This is a genomic window from Serratia sp. Z4 (genome assembly GCF_009900725.1).
In the GTDB taxonomy this organism is placed as follows: Bacteria; Pseudomonadota; Gammaproteobacteria; order Enterobacterales; family Enterobacteriaceae; genus Serratia; species Serratia nematodiphila.
Genome location: NZ_JAAABD010000005.1, coordinates 62,067 through 86,173, shown reverse-complemented (window position 1 = coordinate 86,173; position 24,107 = coordinate 62,067). Strand labels below are relative to the sequence as shown.

Here is a 24,107-nt window from a genome sequence, read left to right as displayed (position 1 = left end):
CATTAGTGGTGCCTATGGACGTCTCCGATCTGCTCGACAGCCTGAATGAAAAACAACGTGAAGCCGTGGCGGCGCCGCGCAGCAACCTGTTGGTTCTGGCCGGAGCGGGCAGCGGCAAGACGCGGGTGCTGGTGCATCGCATCGCCTGGCTGCTGTCGGTGGAGAACTGCTCGCCGTATTCGATTATGGCGGTGACCTTCACCAACAAGGCTGCGGCGGAAATGCGTCACCGAATCGAACATCTGATCGGCACCAGCCAGGGCGGCATGTGGATCGGCACCTTCCACGGCCTGGCGCATCGTCTGTTGCGCGCCCACCACCTGGAAGCCAACCTGCCGCAGGATTTCCAGATCCTCGACAGCGATGACCAGCTGCGGTTGCTCAAGCGCATCATCAAGGCGCTGAACGTCGACGAGAAGCAGTGGCCGCCGCGTCAGGCGATGTGGTACATCAACGGCAAGAAAGATGAGGGCCTGCGCCCGCAGCACGTCGAAACCTACAACAACCCGGTGGAGGCCACCTGGCTGCGCATCTACCAGGCCTATCAGGAAGCCTGCGATCGCGCGGGGCTGGTGGATTTCGCCGAGCTGCTGCTGCGCGCGCACGAGCTGTGGCTGAACAAGCCGCATATCCTCAACCACTACCGCGAGCGTTTCACCAACGTGCTGGTGGATGAATTCCAGGATACCAACAGCATCCAGTACGCCTGGATCCGCCTGCTGGCGGGCGGCAACAGCAGCGTGATGATCGTCGGCGACGATGACCAGTCAATCTACGGTTGGCGCGGCGCGCAGGTGGAAAACATCCAGCGCTTCCTGAAGGATTTCCCCGGCGCGGAAACCATCCGTCTGGAGCAGAACTACCGTTCCACCAGCAACATCCTGAAAGCGGCCAACACCCTGATCGCCAACAACGACGGGCGCATGGGCAAAAACCTGTGGACCGAAGGCGGCGAAGGTGAACCGATCTCCATCTACTGTGCCTTCAACGAACTCGACGAAGCGCGCTTCGTGGTCAACCGCATCAAGACCTGGCAGGACAACGGCGGGGCGCTGAACGACTGCGCTATCCTGTACCGCAGCAACGCCCAGTCGCGCGTGCTGGAAGAGGCGCTGCTGCAGACGGCGATGCCGTACCGCATCTACGGCGGCCAGCGCTTCTTCGAACGCCAGGAAATCAAGGATGCGCTGGCTTACCTGCGCCTCATTTCCAACCGCAACGACGACGCAGCCTTCGAGCGCGTGGTCAACACCCCGACGCGCGGCATCGGCGATCGTACCCTCGACGTGGTGCGCCAGGCGGCGCGCGATCGCCAGCTGACGCTGTGGCAGGCGACGCGCGAGCTGATGCAGGACAAGGTGTTGGCCGGCCGCGCCGCGTCGGCGCTGCAGCGTTTCATCGAACTGGTGGAATCGCTGGCCCATGAAACCGCCGACATGCCGCTGCATGTGCAGACCGACCGGGTGATCCGCGACTCCGGGCTGTTCATCATGTATGAACAGGAGAAGGGCGAGAAGGGGCAGGCGCGTATCGAAAACCTCGAGGAACTGGTGACGGCGACGCGCCAGTTCAGCTATCAGGACGAAGATCAGGATCTGATGCCGCTGCAGGCGTTCCTGTCGCATGCGGCGCTGGAAGCGGGCGAAGGCCAGGCCGACGCCTATCAGGACGCGGTGCAGCTGATGACTCTGCACTCGGCCAAGGGGCTGGAGTTCCCGCTGGTGTTTATCGTCGGCATGGAAGAGGGCATGTTCCCGAGCCAGATGTCGCTGGATGAAGGCGGCCGTCTGGAGGAGGAGCGCCGTCTGGCCTATGTGGGCGTAACGCGTGCCATGCAGAAGCTGACGCTGACCTATGCCGAAACGCGCCGTCTGTACGGCAAAGAGGTTTACCATCGGCCGTCGCGCTTTATCGGCGAACTGCCGGAGGAGTGCGTGGAAGAAGTGCGCCTGCGCGCCAGCGTATCGCGCCCGGTCAATCACCGCCGCATGGGCACGCCGATCAGCGAGAACGATACCGGCTATAAGCTGGGCCAGCGCGTGCGCCATCCCAAGTTTGGCGAAGGCACCATCGTCAATCTGGAGGGCAGCGGCGAGCACAGCCGGCTGCAGATCGCCTTCCCGGGTGAAGGCATCAAATGGCTGGTGGCGGCCTACGCGCGTTTGGAAACGGTCTAACGAGAGAGGCGTTGCAGGGGCAAGCCCCTGCAATCGTTCACCATCAGTGAGGGTAGCGGTCGCCGACCTGTGCGGTGGCGTACCAGCGCATCACTGCTTCGGTACCTTCGCCGCCTTCCTGCGGCGCCCACGGCATGCAGTCTTCTTCGGTCAGCGCCTGATACGGTCCCTGCTTCACTTCGAACACCACGCCGCCGGCATCGACCGACAGCACCGCATGCCAAGTAAAGGCCGGCATCTCCAGCACTTTGGTTTCTTCGCCGAGCAGGGTGCGCTGCGTCACGACGCCGTCATCGTTGAACTGTAATACGACGAAACGGCCGCGCAGCGGCGTCAGCAGCTCCCAGGTTTGCGGGTGGCGGTGCGGGCGGATATAGGTGCCGGGTTCCATGGCGATCGCCAGGCGTTGCACCGGGTCGCTCAGCTCTTCGTGTAAGGTGCGGTGCGCGCGCAGGCGGGCCACGCTGGCGGCCTGTTCGCTCATCGCGGTCAGTTCATGGGCGGTAATCTGTTTCATCGTTTAAATCCGCATGCTTGTCGTACCATTAGGGTGATGTCATCTTAGCAACATTCTGGGAGGTGGTAAGCGATCGCCGCGACTTTTTCAGTACGGTTTAAGCGCTATTTCTGCCATTGATCATCGTGATGATTTGTTGCGCAATTATCCCGCCTAACGTGTTGACAGGCTTTTTCTTCTCGGCGTAACATGCGCGCACTATTATCATTGAGGACAGACGCCTTGGACACACCCAGTAGATACTGGCTCACTGACCTGCGCCGCAGGTATAACTTCTAAGGCTCTCCGTTTTTGCTGATAGCCTTCGTGGTTGTCGGCGACCCCGCAAAGCGTCGCTATGAGTCAGATCTCTTCATGGTCTGAAACAAATCGGTGATACGCATCCCCTCTGTTTCTGTGCTTCAACGCGTTGTCCGCACCCGTTACCTTCACGGAGTTTTGGCACATGCTGAGCGCTTTTAAATTAGATAACCGCCGCTTGTCCCGTCTGGAACTGGACGACTCGGATGATCTCACGTCATCGCTGTGGGTTGATCTGGTCGAGCCGGAAGAGGGCGAGCGTGAGCGCGTGCAGAATGAGCTGGGACAAAGCCTGGCGACGCGTCCCGAACTGGACGACATCGAAGCCTCCGCCCGTTTCTTCGAAGACGAAGACGGTCTGCATATCCACTCCTTCTTCTACTTTGAAGATGCGGAAGATCACGCCGGCAACTCCACGGTGGCGTTCACCATCCGCGACGGCCGCCTGTATACCCTGCGCGAGCGTGAACTGCCGGCGTTTCGCCTATACCGCATGCGCGCCCGCAACCAGACCATGCTCGAAGGCAACGCCTACGAACTGCTGCTGGATTTGTTCGAAACCAAGATTGAACAGCTGGCGGATGAGATAGAGAACATCTACAGCGATCTGGAACAGCTTAGCCGGGTGATCATGGAAGGGCATCAGGGCGACGAATACGACGCCGCGCTGTCGACGCTGGCGGAGCTGGAAGATATCGGCTGGAAGGTGCGTTTGTGCCTGATGGATACCCAGCGCGCGCTCAACTTCCTGGTGCGCAAGGCGCGTTTGCCGACCGGCCAGCTGGAGCAGGCGCGTGAAGTGCTGCGCGACATCGAATCCCTGCTGCCGCACAACGAATCGCTGTTCCAGAAGGTGAACTTCCTGATGCAGGCGGCGATGGGCTTCATCAACATCGAACAGAACCGCATCATCAAGATCTTCTCGGTGGTGTCGGTGGTGTTCCTGCCGCCTACGCTGGTGGCCTCCAGCTACGGCATGAACTTTGAATTCATGCCGGAACTGAAATGGTCGTTCGGCTACCCGGGCGCCATCACCTTGATGATCCTGGCGGGCCTGGCCCCTTACCTGTACTTCAAGCGCAAGAACTGGCTGTAACTCGGCGGCGCCGGGCTCAGCGCAGCTTGCGCTGGGTATAGAGCGCGTCGAGGGTGAACAGGATCAGCGCCGCCCAGATAAAGCCGAAGGTCACCAGCTTGTCCTGGCCGACGGTCTCGCCGTAGAAGGTGACCGCCAGCAGGAACATCAGCGTCGGGCCGAGATACTGGAAGAAACCGAGCGTCGACAGGCGCAGCCGGGTAGCCGCCGCGGTGAAGCACAGCAGCGGCACGGTGGTGACGATACCGGCGGCGACCAGCAGCAGATTCAGCGACCACGGGTTGGCGCTCAGGTGGCTGGTGGGGCTGTCGGCGAACAGGAACAGTTAGCCCGCCGCCACCGGCAGCAGCCACAGCGTTTCAATCAGCATGCCGGTCTGCGCGTCGATGGCGATTTTCTTGCGCAGCAGGCCGTAGAAGGCGAAGCTGAACGCCAGGCCCAGACCGATGATCGGCAATGAGCCGAACTGCCAGAGCTGCACCAGCACCCCGGTGAACGCCAGCGCTACCGCCACCCACTGCATGCGGCGGAAACGTTCGCCGAGAAACAGCATCCCCAACAGCACGTTAACCAGCGGGTTGATGAAGTAGCCCAGGCTGGCTTCCAGCATATGGTGATTGTTCACCGCCCAGATGAACAGCAGCCAGTTGCCGCCGATCAACAGCGCGGTGACCGCCAGCAACAGCAGCCGTTTGCGGTTTTGGCAGGCGGCGCGCACTTTCGGCCAGTTGCGGCCCAGCGTGATCAGCGCCAGCATGAAGAAAAACGACCAGATGATCCGGTGGGTGAGGATCTCGTCCGCGGATACTTGCTGGATCAGTTTGAAATAGGCCGGGGCGATGCCCCACATAAAATAGGCGGCCAGGGCGAAGAAAATGCCCTGACGCGTTTGCTTTGCGTCCATGACGTCACTCTGGTGGGGAACGTAAGATGCGGTGAGTGTACTGAAGTCGCTCACCGCACACAATCATCAGCCGACCAGATAGGTGGCGGTAGCGGTCGCGATATGCAGGCCGTCGTGGTTATGCAGTTCTACGCGCGCGACGGCGACCTTGTTGCCGCTGCGCAGCACGCTGGCGGAGGCGACGAAGTGTTCGCCGCGGCCGGGGCGCAGATAGTCGACGCGCAGATCGATGGTGCCCATGCGCGACAGTTTGGCGGCGATCTCCTCTTCGATCAGCGGTTCCATGCGCGTCAGCACGCCGCCGGCGCAGGCCAGCCCGGCGGCGACGTCGAGCACCGCGGCGATCACGCCGCCATGCAGAATTTCCTGCGCGGCGTTGCCCACCAGCTTGCGCTGGTTGGTGAAGCTCAGCTCGACGTAGTCATCGTCGAAGCGGCGCAGCTCCAGGCCAAGCTCGCGGTTGAACGGCATGTGGTAGACAAAGATTTCGCCGATCTTGCGGCGGGCGGCTTCCAGGGTCAGAGCAGTGGTTGACATAGCGGGGTTCCGTTTTTCTTTTGCGTTTTAAGGGAGCTAACTGGTCAGTCCAGGTTAATGGAATGTTGATTTTATGCTTAACCTTTGTTGCTTTCCAGACTATTCCAATAAAACCGGACCGCGCTGCGGTAAATCCTCCTTTGTGTGTAAAATGGCCTGATTTTTTCCGGGCTTGCCCTTTTTCGTTGGAGTAAGGAGAGGTTATGCGCATTTTGTCAGGGATCGTTTCCGCCACGCTGTTGATGCCGGCGCTGGCATTGGCTGAGGAAGCCAAAGAGCAGCAGATTCACGATAAGCCGACGGTGCGCGGCAGCATTATCGCCAACCTGCTGCAGGAGCACGATAATCCATTCACGCTGTATCCTTACGATCCCAATTACCTGCTGTACACCGACACCAGCGATATCAACAAAGAAGCCATCAAGACGTACAACTGGGCCGACAAGGCGCGCAAGGACGAGGTGAAATACCAGCTTAGCCTGGCGTTTCCGCTGTGGCGGGGCATTGCCGGCGACAACTCGGTGCTCGGCGCGTCTTATACTCAGCGCTCCTGGTGGCAATTGTCCAACCGCGGCGAGTCTTCGCCGTTCCGCGAGACCAACTACGAGCCGCAGCTGTTCGTGGGGTGGGCGACCGATTACCGCTTTGCCGGCTGGACGCTGCGCGATGTTGAAATCGGCGTTAACCATCAGTCTAACGGCCGCTCAGATCCGACGTCGCGCAGCTGGAATCGCGGCTATGCGCGGCTGATGGCGCAAAATGGCAACTGGCAGGTGGATCTCAAGCCCTGGTTCCGCTTCTCGGAGAGCTCGAGCAACGACGACAACCCGGACATCACCAAATACATGGGATACTACCGGTTGAAGGTCGGTTACGCCTGGGGCGACAGTGTGTTCAGCGTCGACAGCCACTACAACTGGAACAGCGGCTACGGCGGCGCGGAACTGGGCTGGAGTTACCCGATCACCCGCAACGTGCGTTTCTATACCCAGGTGTTCAGCGGCTACGGCGAATCGCTGATCGACTACAACTTCCGGCAGACACGGGTGGGCGTTGGTGTCATGCTGAACGATATTATGTAATCATACCCGATGGGTGTGTACCGATGAAAAAATGGGGAAGTGTGTGTCAACCGCAGCAGTGATTAACAGAGAGTTGCTGGCCGAGCAGGTATTGCGCGATACCTTTGGCTACCAGCAATTCCGCCCGGGCCAACAAACGATTATCAACGCCGCGATCGGCGGGCAGGATTGCCTGGTGGTGATGCCGACCGGCGGCGGCAAGTCGCTGTGTTACCAAATCCCGGCGCTGGTGATGGACGGCCTGACGCTGGTCGTTTCCCCGTTGATCTCGCTGATGAAGGACCAGGTCGACCAACTGTTGGCCTACGGCGTTTCCGCCGCCTGCTACAACTCGACGCAAACCCGCGAGGAGCAGCTGGACGTTATGGCCGGCTGCCGCAACGGTACCATCAAGATGCTGTACATCGCGCCGGAGCGGCTGATGATGGAAAGCTTCCTCAGCCTGCTCGATCACTGTCCGCCGGCGATGCTGGCGGTGGATGAGGCGCACTGTATTTCGCAGTGGGGCCATGACTTCCGGCCGGAATATCGCGCGCTGGGTCAGCTGAAACAGCGCTTCCCGTCGATGCCGGTGATCGCGCTGACCGCCACCGCCGACGAGGCCACCCGCGGCGATATCGTGCGCCTGCTGTCGCTGCAGGACCCGCTGGTGCAGGTCAGCAGCTTCGACCGGCCGAACATCCGCTACACGCTGGTGGAAAAATTCAAACCGCTCGATCAGCTGTGGCGCTTCGTGCAGGATCAGCGCGGCAAGAGCGGTATTATCTATTGCAACAGCCGCGCCAAGGTGGAAGACACCGCCGCGCGCCTGCAAAGCCGCGGGCTGAGCGTCGGCGCTTATCACGCCGGGCTGGACAACGATCGCCGCGCCCAGGTGCAGGAAGCGTTCCAGCGTGACGATCTGCAGGTGGTGGTGGCCACCGTCGCCTTCGGCATGGGCATCAACAAACCCAACGTGCGTTTCGTGGTGCATTTCGACATCCCGCGCAATATCGAATCCTATTATCAGGAGACCGGCCGCGCCGGGCGCGACGGCCTGCCGGCCGAAGCCATCCTGCTGTACGATCCGGCCGATATGGCCTGGCTGCGCCGCTGCCTGGAAGAGAAACCCGCCGGGCAACAGCTGGACATCGAGCGCCACAAGCTGAATGCCATGGGGGCGTTCGCCGAGGCGCAAACCTGCCGCCGCCTGGTGCTGCTCAACTACTTTGGCGAAGGCAAGCACGAAAACTGCGGCAACTGCGATATCTGCCTCGATCCGCCCAAGCGCTACGACGGGCTGGAGGACGCGCGCAAGGCGCTGTCTTGCGTGTACCGCGTCGGCCAGCGCTTCGGCCTCGGGTACATCGTGGAAGTGCTGCGCGGCTCCAACAACCAGCGTATCCGCGAATATGGCCACGACAAGCTGCCGGTGTACGGCATCGGCCGCGATCAGACCACCGAACACTGGACCAGCGTGCTGCGTCAGCTGATCCACCTGGGTTTTATCACCCAGAACATCGCCATGCACTCGGCGCTGCAATTGACCGAGGCGGCGCGCCCGGTGTTGCGCGGCGAGGTGGCACTGCAGCTGGCGGTGCCGCGCATTCAGAGCCTGAAGTCGCGCAGCAGCGCCAACCAGAAATCCTACGGCGGCAATTACGATCGCAAGCTGTTCGCCAAGCTGCGCAAACTGCGCAAGTCGATCGCCGACGAAGAAAACATTCCTCCCTACGTGGTGTTCAACGACGCCACGCTGCTGGAAATGGCCGAACAGATGCCGATCAAGGCCGGCGATCTGCTGAGCGTCAACGGCGTCGGCCAGCGCAAACTGGAGCGTTTCGGCGCGCCCTTTATGGCGATGATCCGCGACCATCTCGACAATGACGAAGACTGAGGGCGATAAATCATGCTAATGCTGTTTCTCACCGTGGCGCTGGTGCATCTGATTGCGCTGATGAGCCCGGGGCCGGACTTCTTTTTTGTGTCGCAAACCGCCGCCAGCCGTTCGCGCCGCGAGGCGATGATGGGCGTGGTCGGCATTTCGCTCGGCATCGTGGTGTGGGCCGGCGTGGCGTTGATGGGGCTGCACCTGATCCTGCAGAAGATGGCCTGGCTGCATCAGATCATCATGGTCGGCGGCGGGATGTACCTGTGCTGGATGGGGTGGCAACTGCTGCGTTCCGCGCGGGCGCAGCAAGCGCAGCCGGCAGCGGAGGCCCAGGTGGCGTTGCCCAAGGCCGGGCGCAGCTTTATTCGCGGCTTCCTGACCAATCTGTCCAACCCGAAAGCGGTGATCTATTTCGGCAGCGTGTTCTCGCTGTTCGTCGGCGACAGCGTTGGCGCCGGAGCGCGCTGGGGGCTGTTCTTGCTGATCGTCGCCGAGACCTTTGTCTGGTTCAGCCTGGTGGCGGTGGTGTTCGCGCTGCCGGCGATGCGCCGCGGCTATCAGCGGTTGGCCAAGTGGATAGACGGGGTGGCGGGCGTGCTGTTTACCGGCTTCGGGTTACACCTGATCTTTACCCGCTGACCGGCAGTGAAATGCCCAAGGCCGAGCAGCGATGCCCGGCCTTTTTTGTCAGGCTTTGCGGGCAGTCGCCAGCAGCCCCGCCACCAGAATGAACAGCGAACCGAACAGTCGGTTGAGCAACTGCATCTGGCGCGGCGTTCTCAGCCAGCCGGCGATGCGCGTCGCCAAAGTGGCGTAACCGATCATCACCAGAATATCCACCACCACGGTGGTGACGCCGAGCACCAGATACTGCTCGGCCTGCGGCTGATTGGGCAAGATGAACTGCGGGAACAGCGCGGCGAGAAACACGATGCTTTTCGGGTTGGTCAGGTTGACCAGCACCGCGCGGCGGAACAGACGGCGGCGCGGCATGCTGCCCGCCAGCGCATGCAGATCCAGCGCGCCGGCGGCGCGCCACTGCTGGATGCCGAGCCACACCAGGTAGGCGGCGCCCAACCATTTCAACAGTTCGAACGCCAGCAGCGATTGCGATATCAGCGCGCCGAGACCGATGCCCACCAGCACGATGTGCGCGCTCAGCCCGACCTGCAGCCCGGCTATCGAGGCGGCGGCGCCGCGATAGCCGTGGCTGATGCCGGTGCTCATGGTATTGATGGCGCCTGAGCCGGGGGAAAGGCTCAGGATAAGCGTGGTCAGCAGATAGGTTAACCACCAGTCCAAGGTCATGGTGCTTCGGCTCCCTGAAAGTGTCGTTTTGTGCCACAATGCGCCGATGCGGCGCCGTTTTTGTCAGAATTGAATCACAATACGCTAGTATGATTTCTTGTGCCAGCGGTCACATTTTCCGCCGGCCCCACAGGGAAAACGCTCTCGATGACCTCGTTCACTCTCAGCTCCGATGACTGGTTAACGCGTGAAACGCAGTTCGCTGCCTTCGCCACCGGGCCGCTGCTGGATTTCTGGCGGCAGCGCGAAGAAGGCGAATTCAGCGGCGTGGACGGCGTGCCGATCCGCTTTGTGCGCTTCAGTTCTGCGCGGCATCAGCGAGTGGTGGTGGTCAGCCCCGGCCGCATCGAAAGCTACGTGAAATACCCTGAGGTGGCCTACGATCTGTTCCACTGCGGCTACGACGTGGTGATCGTCGATCATCGCGGCCAGGGGCGTTCCGGGCGTTTACTGGCGGATACGCACCGCGGTCATGTGGTAAACTTCGCCGACTACGTGGACGATTTCGAACAGCTGTGGCTGCGCGAGGTCGAATCGCACGGTTATCGGCAGCGCTTCGCGCTGGCGCATTCGATGGGCGGCGCGATCCTGGCGCAGTTTCTGCAGCGCCGGCCGCAGGCGTTCGACGCGGCGGCGTTTTGCGCGCCGATGTTCGGCATCCGGCTGCCGATGCCGGGTTGGCTGGCCGATCGCATTCTCGACTGGGCGGAGACCCGCCCGGCGATCCGCGACTATTACGCGGTGGGCACCGGCCAGTGGCGTCCGCTGCCCTATGTGGTCAACGTGTTGACCCATAGCCGCGAGCGTTACCGGCGCAGCCTGCGTTATTATGCCGATTACCCCGAGCTGCAGGTGGGCGGGCCGACCTACCATTGGGTGCGGGAGAGCATCCGCGCCGGCCGGCAGATTATCGCGCAGGCCGGGAAGATCACCACGCCGCTGTTGCTTTTGCAGGCCGGTGAAGAACGGGTAGTCGACAACCGTTCGCACCAGGCTTTTTGTCAGGCTCTGTCAGACGCGGGGCGCCCTTGCGAAGGGGGGCTCCCGTGGGTTATCAACGGCGCACGCCATGAGATCCTGTTCGAGCGGGACGCGCTGCGCGCCGAAGCACTGAACGCAATTCTGCGCTTCTTTGCTCAACACTTAGGCGGCGCGCTGCCGCCGACAACTCCATCAGAGGTTAGAACATAACGCTATGTATCACGTCGTCGCTTCCGATTTAGATGGCACGCTGCTGTCTCCCGACCATACCCTGTCGCCGTACGCTAAAGAAACGCTGAAGTTGCTGACTCAGCGCGGCGTGCATTTCGTGTTCGCCACCGGCCGCCACCATATCGACGTGGCGCAGATCCGCGACAGCCTGGAGATCAGCGCCTTTATGATCACTTCCAACGGCGCACGGGTGCACAACACCGCCGGCGAACTGATTTTCAGCCACAACCTGGACGGGGATATCGCCCGCGATCTGTACGGCATGCTGCACGACGATCCGGATATCACCACCAACGTCTACCGTAACGACGATTGGTTTACCAACCGCGAAAGCCCGGAGCAGGAAGAGTTCTTCCAGGAGTCGGTGTTCAAATATCAGCTGTTTGAGCCGGGCCTGCTGGAAACCGACGGCGTCTGCAAGGTTTACTTCACCTGTGAAGATCACGAGCGGTTGCTGCAGGTGGAAGACGCCATCAACGCGCGCTGGGGCGATCGGGTCAACGTCAGCTTCTCGTTCCCTACCTGCCTGGAAGTGATGGCGGGCGGCGTGTCGAAAGGGCATGCGCTGGAAGAAGTGGCCAAGATCATCGGCTATACGCTGCAAGAGTGCATCGCCTTCGGCGACGGCATGAACGATCTGGAGATGTTGTCGATGGCCGGCAAGGGCTGCATCATGCGCGACGCGCATCAGCGCCTGAAGGACATGCTGCCGGAGCTGGAAGTGATCGGCTCCAACGTCGATAACGCGGTGCCGCACTACCTGCGCAAGATGTTCCTTTGAAATAACCATTAAATAATAAGGGCGCCTCGCGGCGCCCTTGGCATTACTTGTGCTGGCCCTGCTTCTGCAGGAACTGCACGCCCTTGTCCGGGAAGTCGGTGAACACGCCGTCGACGCCGGCCTGGTTGTAAATCACGTCATACAGCTGGTTCACGTCGGTCACGTACTTCGGCAGCGCATCGGCGCGGATGGTGAACGGATGCACCGCCAGCTTGCTGGCGTGCGCTTCTTTCACCATGTCGGTCAGCACGATGTGGCCCGGCTTGGATTGATCCGCCACCACCAGCATGTGGTAGTCCGGCCCGATGCCGTCGGCATACTGAGCGATTTTCTTCATCGCGCCCGGTTTGAACATCCAGTCGTAGTCGTATTCCACCCACTTGCCGTCGGCTTTCTGCTCATAGGTTTCCTGCCAGTCGTTATAGGCGATCAGCTGCACCAGCTTCAAATCCATGCCCAGCTTCGGCTCCAGCTCGTTCTTGATGCGCTTGAGCTCGTTGGCGTCGAAGCACTGCAGGTAGACGTTGTCGTTCTTGCCGGTGTAACCGTACTGCTTGAGCACCGCCAGCACTTTGCTGGAGATGTCTTTGCCTTCCTGTTTGTGGAACCACGGCGCCTTGATTTCAGGGTAGATGCCGATGTTCTTGCCGGTCGAATGGTTCAGACCCTGCACGAACTCGATCTCTTCCTGGAAGGTGTGCACGCGGAAGTCGGATTTGCCCATCGGGAAGCGGCCAGGGTAGCCCTGCACCTTCTTGCCGTTTTCGATTTCAAAGCCTTCGGTGAACTTCAGCGATTTGATCTCCGCCAGCGTAAAGTCGATGGCGTAATAACGGCCGTCTTTACGCGCGCGGTCCGGGAAGCGTTCGGCGACGTCGGTGACGCGATCGAGGTAATGGTCGTGCAGCACCACCAGCTCGTTGTCCTTGGTCATCACCAGATCTTGTTCGAGGTAATCGGCGCCCTGCGCGTAGGCCATCGCCTTCGCCGGCAGGGTGTGTTCCGGCAGGTAGCCGCTGGCGCCGCGGTGGGCGATGACCACTTTGTCCGCCGCCTGCGCGGCGCTGACCATCGAGGTGGCGAGAATGATCCCTGTCAGCAGGGCTTTGACTTGAGTCCGCATTCCGTTTTCTCCGTGTTGTTGGGGGCAGGGTAGTAAAAAGGCCGCAGGGCGGCCTTTAAATCATGCAAAAGTCGTGTGACGCTTAACCGCGCTTGGCGGCGATTTCCGCGTGGTGTTTCTTCTCGTTCAGCATGGTCAGCAGCAGCAGGATGACCGCTGCGATGCTGCCGCCAATCATCACCATGAAGCCGCCGTCCCAACCGAAGAAGTCCACGGTGTAACCGACGATGGCGCTGGCCGCGACCGAGCCGCCCAGGTAGCCGAACAGGCCGGTGAAGCCCGCGGCGGTGCCGGCGGCTTTCTTCGGCGCCAGCTCCAGCGCGTGCAGGCCGATCAGCATCACCGGGCCGTAGATCAGGAAGCCGATGACCAGCATACAGATCATGTCCACGGTCGGGTTACCGGCCGGGTTCATCCAGAACACCACGGTGGCGATGGTCACCAGCGTCATGAAGAACACGCCGGTGGCGCCGCGGTTGCCTTTGAACACTTTGTCCGACATCCAGCCGCACAGCAGAGTGCCCGGGATACCGGCGTATTCATACAGGAAGTAGGCCCAGGAAGACTTGTCCAGCGCGAAGTGCTTCACTTCTTTCAGGTAGGTCGGCGACCAGTCCAGAATGCCGTAACGCAGCAGGTAGACGAACACGTTGGCGACCGCGATGTACCACAGCAGCTTGTTCGGCAGGATGTACTGCATGAAGATCTGCTTGGCGGTCAGCTCTTCTTCGTCTTTTTCGCTGTAGTCGTCCGGATAGTCGTTTTTGTACTCTTCAATCGGCGGCAGGCCGCAGGATTGCGGGGTGTCGCGCATCAGGGCGAAGGCGATCAGGGCCACCAGGATGGCGCCGAAGGCCGGCATGTACAGCGCCGCGTGCCAGTCGTTGAACCAGGCCATACCCAGCAGGAACAGCAGCGGCGGCAGGCCGCCACCCACGTTGTGGGCGCAGTTCCAGATGGAAACGATGCCGCCGCGTTCTTTCTGCGACCACCAGTGCACCATGGTACGGCCGCACGGCGGCCAACCCATGCCCTGGAACCAGCCGCACAGGAACAGCAGAACGAACATCACCGCGATGCTGGAGGTGGCCCACGGCACGAAGCCCATGAACAACATCACCGCCGCCGCCAGGATCAGGCCGGCAGGCAGGAACACTCGCGGGTTGGAACGGTCGGAGACCGAACCCATGATGAATTTGGAGAAGCCGTAGGCGATGGAGATGCCCGACAGCGCGAAGCCGAGGTCGCCGCGGCTGAAGCCTTGTTCGATCAGGTAAGGCATGGCCAGGGTGAAGTTCTTACGCACCAGATAGTAAGCGGCGTAACCGAAGAAGATCCCCAGGAAAATTTGCCAGCGCAGCTTACGGTAGAGCGGGTCTACCTTATCGCTCGGCACACGGGCGATGTGTGCGGCCGGCTTAAAAATACTCAACATGAGCGCCTCCGATGGCTTTATCTGTTATCACATCAATATGACCTTTTACGTTCATTTGATGATTGAGCGGATATCGAATGTGGTGTTTTTGTGTTCCATAACGAGCGCCATTGTCGACAAATACGCCTGGTGTCGCTGTGACGAATGGCGCAATTGTTACACTTTCATGAAACCACGGCGGATTTTGAGCGATTCGTTAACGTTATGAAATAGAAAAACGTCCAAAAATCGTGATTATGATCACATTGATGGTTTTTTGTGGACATTTTTATTTCGTTTTATGTTCGTTCTTGTTCCTTATCAAACAAAGACCCTAATAACCGTGGCTCAATAGGCTCATAACTACCGATCCTGAGGGAGCGACATGAGCAGCTATTTTGACGGCGGCGAAACGGATGTGATCATCATCGGCGGCGGCGCCACCGGCGCAGGCATTGCCCGCGATTGTGCGCGGCGCGGCTTGCGCTGCATTTTGCTGGAGCGTCACGACATCGCCACCGGCGCCACCGGCCGCAACCACGGCTTGCTGCACAGCGGCGCGCGCTATGCGGTGACCGACGGCGAGTCGGCGCGCGAGTGCATCGAAGAGAACCGCATCCTGAAACGCATCGCGCATCACTGTATCGAGCGCACCGATGGGCTGTTCATCACCCTGCCGCAGGACTCGCTGGAGTATCAGCAACAGTTTATCGCCGCCTGTCGCCAGGCCGACATCGACGCCGAAGCGATCGACCCGCAGCTGGCGCTGCGGCTGGAGCCGGCGGCTAATCCGGCGCTGATTGGCGCGGTGCGGGTGCCGGACGGCACCGTCGATCCTTTCCGGCTGACCGCCGCCAATATGCTGGATGCGCGCGAACACGGCGCGCAGATCCTGACTTACCACCAGGTGGTCGGATTGTTGCGCAGCGGCGACCGGGTGACGGGCGTGCGCGTTTACGACCATCAGAATCAGCGGCGCTATGAGCTGCACGCAGCGGTGGTGGTCAACGCCGCCGGCATCTGGGGCCAGCAGATCGCCGAATACGCCGATTTGCGTATCCGCATGTTCCCGGCCAAGGGAGCGCTGCTGATCCTCGGTCACCGCATCAACAACATGGTGATCAACCGCTGCCGCAAACCGGCGGACGCCGACATCCTGGTGCCGGGCGACACCATCTCGCTGATCGGCACCACCTCGACCCATATCGACTACGACCAAATTGACAACATGCTGGTGACCCCGCAGGAGGTGGACATTCTGATCCGCGAGGGGGCGCTGCTGGCGCCCACCCTGGCGCAGACCCGCATTCTGCGCGCCTATGCCGGGGTGCGGCCGCTGGTGGCCAGCGACGACGATCCCAGCGGGCGCAATGTCAGCCGCGGCATCGTGCTGCTCGATCACGCCGCCCGCGACGGGCTGGAAGGGTTTATCACCATCACCGGCGGCAAGCTGATGACCTACCGCCTGATGGCGGAGTGGGCCACCGACAAGGTATGTGAAAAGCTCGGCGTAAATAGTCCGTGCACCACCGCGCAGGACGCGTTGCCCGGATCCCGTCAGTCGGCGGAGGAAACGGTGCGCAGCGTGGTTTCTCTGCCCGCCAGCATCCGCGGCTCGGCGATTTACCGGCACGGCGATCGCGCCAGCCAGGTGCCGGCGGCCGATCGGCTCGACACCAGCTTGGTGTGCGAGTGCGAGGCGGTGACCGCCGGGGAAGTGCGCTATGCGGTCAATTCGCTGACCGTCAATAACCTGGTGGATCTGCGCCGCCGCACCCGCGTCGGCATGGGCACCTGCCAGGGTGAACTCTGCGCCTGCCGCGCCGCCGGACTGCTGACGCGCTTCAAGGTCAGCACGCCGCAGCAATCCATCGCGCAGCTGTCGCAGTTCCTCAACGAACGCTGGAAAGGCGTGCGGCCGATCGCCTGGGGCGATGCGCTGCGCGAGAGTGAATTTACCAGTTGGGTTTACCAGGGATTATGCGGGCTTGAGGCCCAGGCAGACAAAGAGCAGGAGGCGGATGATGCGATTTGACGTAGTGGTGATTGGCGGCGGCCTGGCGGGCCTGAGCTGCGCCATTGCCGTGGCCGAACAGGGCAAACGCTGTGCGGTGGTCAGTTCCGGCCAGAGCGCGCTCTACTTCTCCTCCGGCTCGCTCGATCTGCTGGCGAGATTGCCGGACGGCACGCCGGTCGAGATGCCACTGGCGGCGCTGCCGCAGCTGGCGCAACAGGCGCCGCAGCATCCGTATTCTCTGATTGGCCCCGGCCGGGTGGCGGCGCTGTCCGCCGCCGCGCAGCGGCTGCTGGAACGCTGCGGGCTGAATCTGCAGGGCGAGGGGGTGAACAACCATCTGCGCATCACGCCGCTCGGCACGCGCCGCGCCACCTGGCTCAGCCCGAAGGCGATCCCGACGCTGCCGCTGACCGGCCAACTGCCCTGGCGGCGCATTGCGGTGATCGGCATCGAAGGGTTCCTCGACTTCCAACCGCAGATGGCCGCCGACGCCTTAAGCCGCGAGCTCGGCGTGCAGACGGACGTGGCCTATCTGCACATGCCGGCGCTGGACAGATTGCGCAATAACCCCAGCGAGTTCCGCGCGGTGAACATCGCCCGGGTACTGGATTTGATGGAAAGCCTGCCGCCGTTGGCTGAAGAGCTGCGGCGGCTGGCGGGCGAGGCCGAGGCGCTCTTCCTGCCGGCCTGTCTGGGCCTGGAGGACGACGCGTCGCTGGCGGTGTTGCAGGATGCGGTCGGCAAGCCGGTCCGACTGCTGCCGACGTTGCCGCCTTCGGTGCCCGGCATGCGCTTGCACCAGGCGTTGCGGCGGCGTTTCCAACAGCTGGGCGGCGTTTTCATGCCGGGCGACAGCGTGCTGCGCGCCGAGTGTGAAGCCGGCCGCGTCACCGGCCTGTATACCCGCAACCACGGCGATATTCCGCTGCGGGCGCAGCAGGTGGTGCTGGCCAGCGGCAGCTTCTTCAGCAACGGGCTGGTGGCGGATTTCGATGAAGTGCGTGAGCCGATCTTCGGGCTGGACGTGCACAGCCGCGCCGATCGCGCCGACTGGAGCCGACGCGAGCTGTTCGCGCCGCAGCCTTACCTGCAGTTCGGCGTGCGTACCGACGGCAGGCTGCGGGCGATGAAGCAGGGAATGCCGTTCGACAATCTGTATGCCATCGGTGCGGTCGCCGGCGGTTACGATCCGCTGCAGCAGGGCTGCGGCGCCGGCGTGTCATTGATCGGTGCGCTGCACGTTGCGCAGCAGATCGCCGCGGAGGAGAACGCATGAGCCTGCATCAGGATCACAGCTTTGAAAGCTGCATCAAATGTACCGTCTGCACCACCTACTGCCCGGTCGCCAAAGTGAACCCGCTCTACCCGGGGCCGAAACAGGCGGGGCCGGACGGCGAGCGGCTGCGGCTGAAAGACCCGACGCTGTACGATGAAGCGCTGAAATATTGCACCAACTGCAAGCGTTGTGAAGTGGCCTGCCCGTCCGATGTCAAAATCAGCGACATCATTCAGCGCGCCCGCGCCGACTTTGCCCAGAGCAAGCCGACGCTGCGTGACGCCATCCTCAGCCACACCGATATCATGGGATCGCTGTCGACGCCGTTCGCGCCGATCGTCAACGCCGCCACCGGGCTGAAACCGGTGCGCAAGCTGCTGGACAAGGCGCTAAAGATCGATCACCGTCGTGAACTGCCGAAATACTCGTTCGGCACCTTCCGCCGCTGGTACCGGCAACAGGCGCAGGCGCAGCAGCGTTACGCCGAGCAGGTGGCGTTCTTCCACGGCTGCTTCGTCAACTATAACCACCCGCAGCTGGGCAAGGATTTGGTCCGGGTGTTCAACGCGCTGGATATCGGCGTGCAGCTGCTGAAACGCGAGAAATGCTGCGGCGTGCCGCTGATCGCCAACGGGTTTATCGAGCAGGCCAAAAAGCAGGCCAGGGTCAATGCCGAATCGCTGCATGAAACGGTGCTGGAGCGCGGCATTCCGGTGGTGGCCACTTCGTCGAGCTGCACCTTCACCCTGCGTGACGAATACCCTCATCTGCTGGACGTGGACACCACTGCGGTGCGCGAGCGGGTGGAGCTGGCGACGCGCTATCTCTATCGTCTGATCAATCAGGGGCGCAGCCTGCCGCTCAAGCGCACGCCGCTGCGGGTGGCTTATCACACGCCTTGCCATATGGAGAAGATGGGCTGGACCGCCTACACCCTGGAGCTGCTGCGGCAGATACCGGGGCTGGAGCTGGTGGTGCTGGATTCGCAGTGCTGCGGCATCGCCGGCACCTACGGGTTCAAATCGGAGAACTACGCCACGTCGCAGGGTATCGGCGCACCGCTGTTCCGGCAGATAGAAGAGAGCGGGGTGGATCTGGTGGTGACCGACTGCGAGACCTGCAAATGGCAGATAGAAATGTCCACCAGCAAACGCTGCGAACATCCGATCACCCTGCTGGCGCAGGCGCTGGCATAAAGCGAAAGGGCCGGCAAGCCGGCCCTTTGTGGGATTACTGCTTCAGCTTCAGGGTGGAGATGATGCCTTCGGCTTCGGTCTGCGCCTGCTGCTGATTGTCCGCCGGCAGCGTTACCTGAATGGTCAGCATGTTGTTGTTCAGCGAGCCGATCAGGACGGAAGAATAGGCTTTCTCGCCGCCGCTGGTGATGATGCTGTCCAGCTGACGCAGCGGCACACCGTTGACGTCGAGCGCTTTGTTGGTGATCACCTGCAGGTTGGCGTCACGCGCGCGTTGGGTATTCTCCAGGCGCTTGGCCAGGGTCTCCAGGCTGTCGGCGGTCTTGTCACCCAGGATCACAATCACCGCGCGCTGGCCGGTGCTGTCTGCGTAAACATGCATGTTGTTGGCCTGGTTGCCCAGCTTGCCGCTCTGATCCGCCATGCCGACAGGCAGGGTGAACGCCAGTTTACCGTCCAGCAGGCTCACCTGCTGCCCGGCCGGCGCGCTGGCCGCCGCGCCGTCCGTTGCCGCCTTGGTGTCTTTGGTTTCGCCGTCGCAGGCCGCGAGGCCAAGCGCCAGCAGGCTGATACCCATCAATTTCGCTACTTTACGCATCGGGCTTCCTTCTTCCTTTCCGGTAGGGATTCACTGTCGTATCGCAACCTATTCCAGGTTGAAATGCAAGGCAGATGTTGTCACAAGTTTTTTTCCAGTAATAGCCGATAATCAGCCACTTCGCCTTTCTTTTCCAGCTGAACAATCTGATAGTGGTGGGCGATCAGCATCGTCAGCATGGCGCGGAACCGGTTACGGGTTTTGACCGTCAGTTGGCGATAGCCCTGCGCCCGCGCCCAGCGCTCTTGTTCGGCCAACAAGGCCTGCGCCACGCCGTGGCGACGAAATGCCGGCAACACGCCGCCCAGCCAGCTGTAAAACACCGTTTCCTGCCGTTGATAACCGAGTTTGAAACCGGCCGGTTGCCCGGCTATCTCGGCGATCAACAGGCTGGCGGGGGCGGCGCCGATGCGCCGCTGCAGATCGGCCAGGCTATGCAGGCCGCCGAATTCGGGGATGCGTTGGTAAAGGCGGTGGATGTCTTCAAGCGTGGCGGTGCGGACGATTGGGGTCATGAGCGGCCTCCAAAGGATAGGGCCGCCCAGAATAACACGACTCAACCCGGCTGCAGGCCGCCGCTGCGCGCTGCGATGCGTTTGAGCAGCATGTTCAGCAATACGCCGTACATCGGCAGGAAGAACAGCAGGCAGATCATCACCTTGAAGCTGTAATCCACCAGCGCGATCTCCACCCAGTTGTTGGCCATGAAGGGATCGCTGCTCTTATAAAAGGCGATGAAGAAGAACGCCAGCGTATCGCTGATGTTGCCGAGGAACATCGCCGCCGCCGGCGCCACCCACCAGGCGCTGCGTTGACGCAGGCGGTTGAAGACGTGTACGTCGAGGATCTGCCCGAGCACATAGGCCATAAAGCTGGCGACGGCGATGCGCGCCACGAACAGGTTAAAACTGTTCAGCGCCGCAAAGCCCTGCCATTCTCCCTGATAGGTGACGGTGGAGATCACATAAGAGATGAACAGCGCCGGCACCATCACCGCCAGGATGATGCGCCGCGCCAGCGGCGCGCCGAAGATGCGCACGGTCAGATCGGTCGCCAGGAAGATAAACGGGAAAGTAAAGGCGCCCCAGGTGGTATGGAAGCCGAAAACGGTGATCGGCAGCTGCACCAGGTAGTTGCTGGAGGTAATGATGGCGATATGAAACAGCGAAAGCCAGACCAACGCGGTGAAGCGCTGCTGTGCGGTAAACGAATACATGTTGTAGCCTTTTTAGCAGTGGGGTGAGGGAACCCAGTGTGTCTTGTCAAAACAGCAAAAAACGCTGCGCGGCGGCATGATACGCGTTTGCGCAACCAATGCAATGGTTAAATTTAACGCAAACGTTAACGCATCTTGCGCAGAAAAACTACCGGCGTAAACTAGGCGCTAATGAGATGCGGCGAGCGTTCGCCGATCGTTTTTGAACGAGAAAAATTGCATGACTGACTTATTTGCCCAGGCAGACCAGACGCTCGACGCGCTGGGGCTGCGCTGTCCGGAACCGGTGATGATGGTGCGTAAAACCGTGCGCCATATGGACAACGGCGAAACGCTGCTGATTATCGCCGACGATCCGGCCACCACCCGCGATATCCCGGGGTTCTGCCGCTTTATGGAGCACACGCTGGTGGCGCAGGAGACCGAACAGGCGCCATACCGTTATCTGTTACGTAAAGGCGTCTAACGGCGGCGCGGCCGAGTTAAAAGTTTCCTCCCCCAAATGACAACGGGCGCGGTATGCCGCGCCCGTGTTTGTTTCAGAGCTTAGCTGCGCTTTCTCAATAGCCGCAGCGCGTTGGCGGTGACCAGCGCGGTGGCGCCGGAGTCAGCCAGTACCGCCAGCCACAAACCGGTCAGCCCCAGCAGGCTGGTGATCAGGAAGACCCCCTTCAACCCCAGCGCGATGGTGATGTTTTGCCGGATATTGGCGTGGGTGGCGCGTGAGATGCGGATCATCTCCGCGACGCCCAGCAGCCGGTTGTGGGTCAGGGCGGCGTCGGCGGTTTCCAGCGCCACGTCGGTGCCGCTGCCCATGGCGATGCCGATGTTGGAGGCTTTCATCGCCGGGGCGTCGTTGATGCCGTCGCCGATCATCGCCGTCGGGCGCAGTTCACTCAGTTCGGTGACCGCTTTGACCTTATCTTCCGGCAGCAGACCGGCGCGATAGTCGAGGCCCAGCTCGCCGGCGATCGCGGCGGCGGCGCGCGGGTTGTCGCCGGTCAGCATCACGCCGCGAATGCCCAGCGCGTTCAGTTCGGCTATCGCCTGCTTGGCGTCGCCGCGCAGCGTATCGCGCAGCGCCAGCAAGCCGATGGGCGCGCCGTCTTCCAGCACCACCACCGCCGTTTTGCCGGCGTTTTCCAGCTTGTCTACCTGGCTCTGCCATTGGGCGTCGAGCAGACCCGGCGCCAGCTTGCCCGGCGCGCTGATCAGCACGGTCTTGCCGTCCACGATCCCTTCCACGCCGACGCCGGCCAGCGCGCGGCGCGCCTGCGCCAGCGGCAACTCAGCCCCGCTTGCGGCGGCGCGGTTGATGATCGCCTGCGCCAGCGGGTGATGTGAACCGGCTTCCACCGCGGCGGCAAGCTGCAGCAGCCGCTGTTCGGTGAGCGCGCCGATCGGCAGCACGTCGGTCACCGTCGGCTTGCCTTCGGTCAGGGTGCCGGTTTTATCGAAGGCGATGGTTTGGATCTGGCCCAGTTGCTCCAGCGCCGCGCCGCCTTTAATCAGCGCGCCGCGCCGCGTGGCGGCCGCCAGTCCGGATGTGATGGCCGCCGGCGTTGAGATCACCAGCGCACATGGGCAGCCGATCAGCAGCAGCGTCAGGCCGCGATAGATCCAGGTATCCCACGGCTGCGAGAACAGCAACGGTGGCACCAGGATCACCGCGACGGCCAGCAGCATAATGGCCGGGGTGTAATAGCGGCTGAAGCGATCGAGGAAGCGTTCGATCGGCGCGCGGCGCTCCTCGGCCTCTTCAATCAGCTGCAGGATGCGGTCGATGGCGTTTTTGCCGGGCTCGGATATCACCTTCATCTGCGCCGCCTGATCGACGGACAGGCTGCCGGCGGCCACTTTCTCCCCCTGTTGGCGCTCGACCGGCACCGATTCGCCGGTCAGGGCGCTTTCATCGAAGCTGGCGAACGGATTGAGCAGCTCGGCGTCGGCCGGCAGGCGCCCACCGGGCGCGATTTCAATCACGTCGCCGGGGCGCAGGTTGGCGACCGGCACGCGTTTGCGTTCCGTGCCTTGCAGCAGCAGCGCATCTTCCGGCACCAGCTCCATCAGCGCCTTCACCCCGCGCCGTGCGCGGTTGGCGGCGTAGGATTCCAGCAGTTCGCCGACCATAAACAGCAGCAGCACCATCGCCGCTTCGGCGGTGGCGCCAATGAACAGCGCGCCGATGGCCGCCACGCTCATCAGCGTTTCGATGGCAAACGGCGTGCCGGAGCGAATCAGACGCAGCGCCTTGGCGGCGACCGGCGCCAACCCGACCAGCGTGGTGGCGATAAAGGCGATGCGGCCCAGCTCCGGGTTAACCCGATCCAGCACCCAACTGACCACCATCAGGGTGGTTAACAGCAGCAGCGGCGCGAATTCGCCGAAGCGTGAGGTTTTCGGCGCGGCGGCTTTGGCGGTCTGAGCGCCGAGCAGGGTAAAGCCGGCCTGGGTGACCGCATCCTGGATCCGCAGGCTGATGTCGGACTGCGCGTCGACCACCAGTTTCTCGGTGGCGAACAACACGCGCGCGCTGTCGACGCCGGGGAGTGCGGTGACGGCATTTTCGATTTTCTTGGCGCAGCTGGGGCAGTCCATGCCGGTGACTTTCCAGCTGAAACGTTGGCTGCCGGAAGGGGGAGCGGCGGCCAGCCTGTCGCTTTCCTCGTCCGGATCGTCGGGCGCGGCGGTGCAGCAGCCGCTATCGCCATGATCGTGATGATGGTGGGCGTGTTCGGCCTGTGCGGTGGCGTTTTTCGGTTCGCTGCTGCAGCCGTGCTGAGTTTTGCTGTGGCTGTGGTTGCAGCCGCATCCGCCTTCGGCGTGGTGATGTTCCTGATGATTATGGTTTTGCTGATTGTGCATAACGTCCCCCTGCGGGCTGTTAAACGGGTTTGCTCAACTGACTCTACACCCTGGAGTCCACTCCAGAGTCAAGCGCCGGATGAGAATTATTGCTAACGGCGTTCAAGCGTAGAAAGGGGGGTATTCATTCAATAATGAATAATGCGGATTTTAATCTATCGGCTTTTCTTATCCCCTATTGGGGCGAAAAGGCACGCCACCGTTAGTTTAAATAAGAAAATAATATTCCTATAGAAACTAAAAAATCGCCCGACCTAATAATAAAGAGTTATTAATCTATAACGCTTTAGCAAAATTTACCTTTTCCCCTGAGTAAAGCCAGCATGATTCGCTTGAGTCTGCAGGCCGCATTGCTATTGAAGTTTGGTGCCAACTTATCCTCATCAAGTTTCATTTGTTTTGTAAATAAGCCTAAAAAGCAGCATAACAAACTTTCGTTGCGATAATAAATGGTTGATTATTTTATGTGCAGTTTTGCGACCCTGCCTATAATTGGAATCGATTACCATTTTTAATGGTGATCTTATTTGCTGATATATATGCATTAATTCTACCTAACACACTGCCGGTAACGGCGCATAAGCCCCTTCCAGCAAGCTTAAGGTTTATTAACCGTGG

The 24,107-nt window shown here is 61.3% G+C and carries 20 protein-coding genes and 1 pseudogene; 11 read left to right on the top strand and 10 right to left on the bottom strand.

What is annotated here, in order from left to right; genetic code table 11:
- Nucleotides 1-14 precede the first annotated feature (14 nt).
- On the top strand, nucleotides 15-2,177 hold the full coding sequence (gene uvrD / locus GT753_RS18105) for a DNA helicase II (RefSeq protein ID WP_160125821.1): 2,163 nt from the start codon (nucleotides 15-17) through the stop codon (nucleotides 2,175-2,177).
- Between the two features lie 43 nt (nucleotides 2,178-2,220).
- On the opposite strand, the gene GT753_RS18100 is transcribed toward uvrD, so the two are convergent.
- The gene (locus GT753_RS18100) at nucleotides 2,221-2,694 is read right to left on the bottom strand and encodes a WbuC family cupin fold metalloprotein (RefSeq protein WP_004934257.1); all 474 of its coding nucleotides are present in this window, start codon (nucleotides 2,692-2,694) and stop codon (nucleotides 2,221-2,223) included.
- A gap of 445 nt (nucleotides 2,695-3,139) precedes the next feature.
- On the opposite strand from GT753_RS18100, the gene corA reads away from it, so the two are divergent.
- The gene (gene corA / locus GT753_RS18095) at nucleotides 3,140-4,090 is read left to right on the top strand and encodes a magnesium/cobalt transporter CorA (protein ID WP_004934262.1); all 951 of its coding nucleotides are present in this window, start codon (nucleotides 3,140-3,142) and stop codon (nucleotides 4,088-4,090) included.
- A 16-nt stretch (nucleotides 4,091-4,106) separates the two neighbouring features.
- On the opposite strand, the pseudogene rarD reads toward corA, so the two are convergent.
- Together rarD and GT753_RS18085 are read right to left on the bottom strand one after the other, a co-directional pair.
- Nucleotides 4,107-4,994: pseudogene (gene rarD, locus GT753_RS18090) on the bottom strand (EamA family transporter RarD).
- A gap of 66 nt (nucleotides 4,995-5,060) precedes the next feature.
- A complete protein-coding gene (locus GT753_RS18085) occupies nucleotides 5,061-5,531 on the bottom strand; it encodes a thioesterase family protein (RefSeq protein ID WP_004934267.1) in 471 nt (156 codons plus the stop codon).
- Between the two features lie 203 nt (nucleotides 5,532-5,734).
- On the opposite strand from GT753_RS18085, the gene pldA reads away from it, so the two are divergent.
- Genes pldA through rhtC form a run of 3 tightly spaced genes read left to right on the top strand, consistent with a single transcriptional unit; the run spans nucleotide 5,735 to nucleotide 9,122 of the window.
- Nucleotides 5,735-6,613 (top strand): phospholipase A, encoded by an 879-nt coding sequence (gene pldA / locus GT753_RS18080; RefSeq protein ID WP_015376269.1) that lies wholly within the window; start codon nucleotides 5,735-5,737, stop codon nucleotides 6,611-6,613.
- A gap of 43 nt (nucleotides 6,614-6,656) precedes the next feature.
- Complete coding sequence (recQ, locus tag GT753_RS18075) at nucleotides 6,657-8,489, top strand: ATP-dependent DNA helicase RecQ (RefSeq protein WP_031300091.1); 1,833 nt, start codon at nucleotides 6,657-6,659, stop codon at nucleotides 8,487-8,489.
- Between the two features lie 12 nt (nucleotides 8,490-8,501).
- Nucleotides 8,502-9,122 (top strand): threonine export protein RhtC, encoded by a 621-nt coding sequence (gene rhtC, locus GT753_RS18070; protein ID WP_004934276.1) that lies wholly within the window; start codon nucleotides 8,502-8,504, stop codon nucleotides 9,120-9,122.
- A gap of 48 nt (nucleotides 9,123-9,170) precedes the next feature.
- Here the strand turns inward: rhtC and rhtB are convergent, their stop codons facing one another.
- The gene (gene rhtB, locus GT753_RS18065; RefSeq protein WP_004934282.1) at nucleotides 9,171-9,791 is read right to left on the bottom strand and encodes a homoserine/homoserine lactone efflux protein; all 621 of its coding nucleotides are present in this window, start codon (nucleotides 9,789-9,791) and stop codon (nucleotides 9,171-9,173) included.
- A gap of 147 nt (nucleotides 9,792-9,938) precedes the next feature.
- On the opposite strand from rhtB, the gene pldB reads away from it, so the two are divergent.
- Together pldB and yigL are read left to right on the top strand one after the other, a co-directional pair.
- Nucleotides 9,939-10,982, top strand: a complete 1,044-nt coding sequence (gene pldB / locus GT753_RS18060; protein ID WP_015376271.1) for a lysophospholipase L2 — start codon at nucleotides 9,939-9,941, stop codon at nucleotides 10,980-10,982.
- 4 nt (nucleotides 10,983-10,986) lie between these two features.
- On the top strand, nucleotides 10,987-11,784 hold the full coding sequence (yigL, locus tag GT753_RS18055) for a sugar/pyridoxal phosphate phosphatase YigL (protein WP_004934290.1): 798 nt from the start codon (nucleotides 10,987-10,989) through the stop codon (nucleotides 11,782-11,784).
- 43 nt (nucleotides 11,785-11,827) lie between these two features.
- Here yigL and glpQ read toward each other — a convergent pair whose 3' ends face one another.
- Together glpQ and glpT are read right to left on the bottom strand one after the other, a co-directional pair.
- The gene (glpQ, locus tag GT753_RS18050; RefSeq protein ID WP_015376272.1) at nucleotides 11,828-12,907 is read right to left on the bottom strand and encodes a glycerophosphodiester phosphodiesterase; all 1,080 of its coding nucleotides are present in this window, start codon (nucleotides 12,905-12,907) and stop codon (nucleotides 11,828-11,830) included.
- Nucleotides 12,908-12,989: 82 nt separating this feature from the next.
- Entirely contained in the window at nucleotides 12,990-14,342 is a 1,353-nt protein-coding gene (glpT, locus tag GT753_RS18045; protein WP_015376273.1) for a glycerol-3-phosphate transporter, read from the bottom strand.
- Between the two features lie 364 nt (nucleotides 14,343-14,706).
- Here glpT and glpA point away from each other — a divergent pair, with 364 nt between their 5' ends.
- From glpA to glpC, 3 genes are read left to right on the top strand one after another with little or no spacing between them, the layout of a single operon-like run.
- Nucleotides 14,707-16,356: an anaerobic glycerol-3-phosphate dehydrogenase subunit A gene (gene glpA, locus GT753_RS18040; RefSeq protein ID WP_021504814.1), complete on the top strand. Its 1,650-nt coding sequence runs from the start codon at nucleotides 14,707-14,709 to the stop codon at nucleotides 16,354-16,356.
- Nucleotides 16,346-17,614: a glycerol-3-phosphate dehydrogenase subunit GlpB gene (gene glpB / locus GT753_RS18035; RefSeq protein ID WP_160125820.1), complete on the top strand. Its 1,269-nt coding sequence runs from the start codon at nucleotides 16,346-16,348 to the stop codon at nucleotides 17,612-17,614. The genes glpA and glpB overlap by 11 nt, the downstream gene beginning before the upstream one ends.
- On the top strand, nucleotides 17,611-18,810 hold the full coding sequence (gene glpC / locus GT753_RS18030) for an anaerobic glycerol-3-phosphate dehydrogenase subunit GlpC (protein ID WP_160125819.1): 1,200 nt from the start codon (nucleotides 17,611-17,613) through the stop codon (nucleotides 18,808-18,810). The genes glpB and glpC overlap by 4 nt, the downstream gene beginning before the upstream one ends.
- Before the next feature lie 34 nt (nucleotides 18,811-18,844).
- On the opposite strand, the gene GT753_RS18025 is transcribed toward glpC, so the two are convergent.
- The 3 genes from GT753_RS18025 to GT753_RS18015 form a co-directional block, all read right to left on the bottom strand.
- Nucleotides 18,845-19,408, bottom strand: coding sequence for a DcrB family lipoprotein (locus tag GT753_RS18025; RefSeq protein ID WP_015376277.1), 564 nt, complete (start codon nucleotides 19,406-19,408; stop codon nucleotides 18,845-18,847).
- 80 nt (nucleotides 19,409-19,488) lie between these two features.
- Nucleotides 19,489-19,923, bottom strand: coding sequence for a GNAT family N-acetyltransferase (locus tag GT753_RS18020; protein ID WP_004934307.1), 435 nt, complete (start codon nucleotides 19,921-19,923; stop codon nucleotides 19,489-19,491).
- Nucleotides 19,924-19,964: 41 nt separating this feature from the next.
- Entirely contained in the window at nucleotides 19,965-20,624 is a 660-nt protein-coding gene (locus GT753_RS18015) for a 7-cyano-7-deazaguanine/7-aminomethyl-7-deazaguanine transporter (RefSeq protein ID WP_004934310.1), read from the bottom strand.
- Nucleotides 20,625-20,844: 220 nt separating this feature from the next.
- On the opposite strand from GT753_RS18015, the gene tusA reads away from it, so the two are divergent.
- Entirely contained in the window at nucleotides 20,845-21,090 is a 246-nt protein-coding gene (gene tusA, locus GT753_RS18010) for a sulfurtransferase TusA (RefSeq protein WP_025304890.1), read from the top strand.
- Nucleotides 21,091-21,170: 80 nt separating this feature from the next.
- Here the strand turns inward: tusA and GT753_RS18005 are convergent, their stop codons facing one another.
- Nucleotides 21,171-23,489 carry a zinc/cadmium/mercury/lead-transporting ATPase gene (locus GT753_RS18005; RefSeq protein ID WP_160125818.1) on the bottom strand — a complete coding sequence of 773 codons (2,319 nt, stop codon included), beginning with the start codon at nucleotides 23,487-23,489 and terminating at the stop codon, nucleotides 21,171-21,173.
- Nucleotides 23,490-24,107 lie beyond the last annotated feature (618 nt).

Bases quoted from the DNA above. Each gene is read 5' to 3' on its own strand.
- glpB (WP_160125820.1), top strand. From the start codon at position 16,346: ATGCGATTTGACGTAGTGGTGATTGGCGGCGGCCTGGCGGGCCTGAGC.
- GT753_RS18025 (WP_015376277.1), bottom strand. From the start codon at position 19,408: ATGCGTAAAGTAGCGAAATTGATGGGTATCAGCCTGCTGGCGCTTGGC.
- GT753_RS18015 (WP_004934310.1), bottom strand. From the start codon at position 20,624: ATGTATTCGTTTACCGCACAGCAGCGCTTCACCGCGTTGGTCTGGCTT.
- yigL (WP_004934290.1), top strand. From the start codon at position 10,987: ATGTATCACGTCGTCGCTTCCGATTTAGATGGCACGCTGCTGTCTCCC.
- pldA (WP_015376269.1), top strand. From the start codon at position 5,735: ATGCGCATTTTGTCAGGGATCGTTTCCGCCACGCTGTTGATGCCGGCG.
- rhtB (WP_004934282.1), bottom strand. From the start codon at position 9,791: ATGACCTTGGACTGGTGGTTAACCTATCTGCTGACCACGCTTATCCTG.
- rhtC (WP_004934276.1), top strand. From the start codon at position 8,502: ATGCTAATGCTGTTTCTCACCGTGGCGCTGGTGCATCTGATTGCGCTG.
- glpC (WP_160125819.1), top strand. From the start codon at position 17,611: ATGAGCCTGCATCAGGATCACAGCTTTGAAAGCTGCATCAAATGTACC.
- tusA (WP_025304890.1), top strand. From the start codon at position 20,845: ATGACTGACTTATTTGCCCAGGCAGACCAGACGCTCGACGCGCTGGGG.
- glpA (WP_021504814.1), top strand. From the start codon at position 14,707: ATGAGCAGCTATTTTGACGGCGGCGAAACGGATGTGATCATCATCGGC.
- GT753_RS18020 (WP_004934307.1), bottom strand. From the start codon at position 19,923: ATGACCCCAATCGTCCGCACCGCCACGCTTGAAGACATCCACCGCCTT.
- pldB (WP_015376271.1), top strand. From the start codon at position 9,939: ATGACCTCGTTCACTCTCAGCTCCGATGACTGGTTAACGCGTGAAACG.
- glpT (WP_015376273.1), bottom strand. From the start codon at position 14,342: ATGTTGAGTATTTTTAAGCCGGCCGCACACATCGCCCGTGTGCCGAGC.
- corA (WP_004934262.1), top strand. From the start codon at position 3,140: ATGCTGAGCGCTTTTAAATTAGATAACCGCCGCTTGTCCCGTCTGGAA.
- uvrD (WP_160125821.1), top strand. From the start codon at position 15: ATGGACGTCTCCGATCTGCTCGACAGCCTGAATGAAAAACAACGTGAA.
- GT753_RS18085 (WP_004934267.1), bottom strand. From the start codon at position 5,531: ATGTCAACCACTGCTCTGACCCTGGAAGCCGCCCGCCGCAAGATCGGC.
- GT753_RS18100 (WP_004934257.1), bottom strand. From the start codon at position 2,694: ATGAAACAGATTACCGCCCATGAACTGACCGCGATGAGCGAACAGGCC.
- glpQ (WP_015376272.1), bottom strand. From the start codon at position 12,907: ATGCGGACTCAAGTCAAAGCCCTGCTGACAGGGATCATTCTCGCCACC.
- GT753_RS18005 (WP_160125818.1), bottom strand. From the start codon at position 23,489: ATGCACAATCAGCAAAACCATAATCATCAGGAACATCACCACGCCGAA.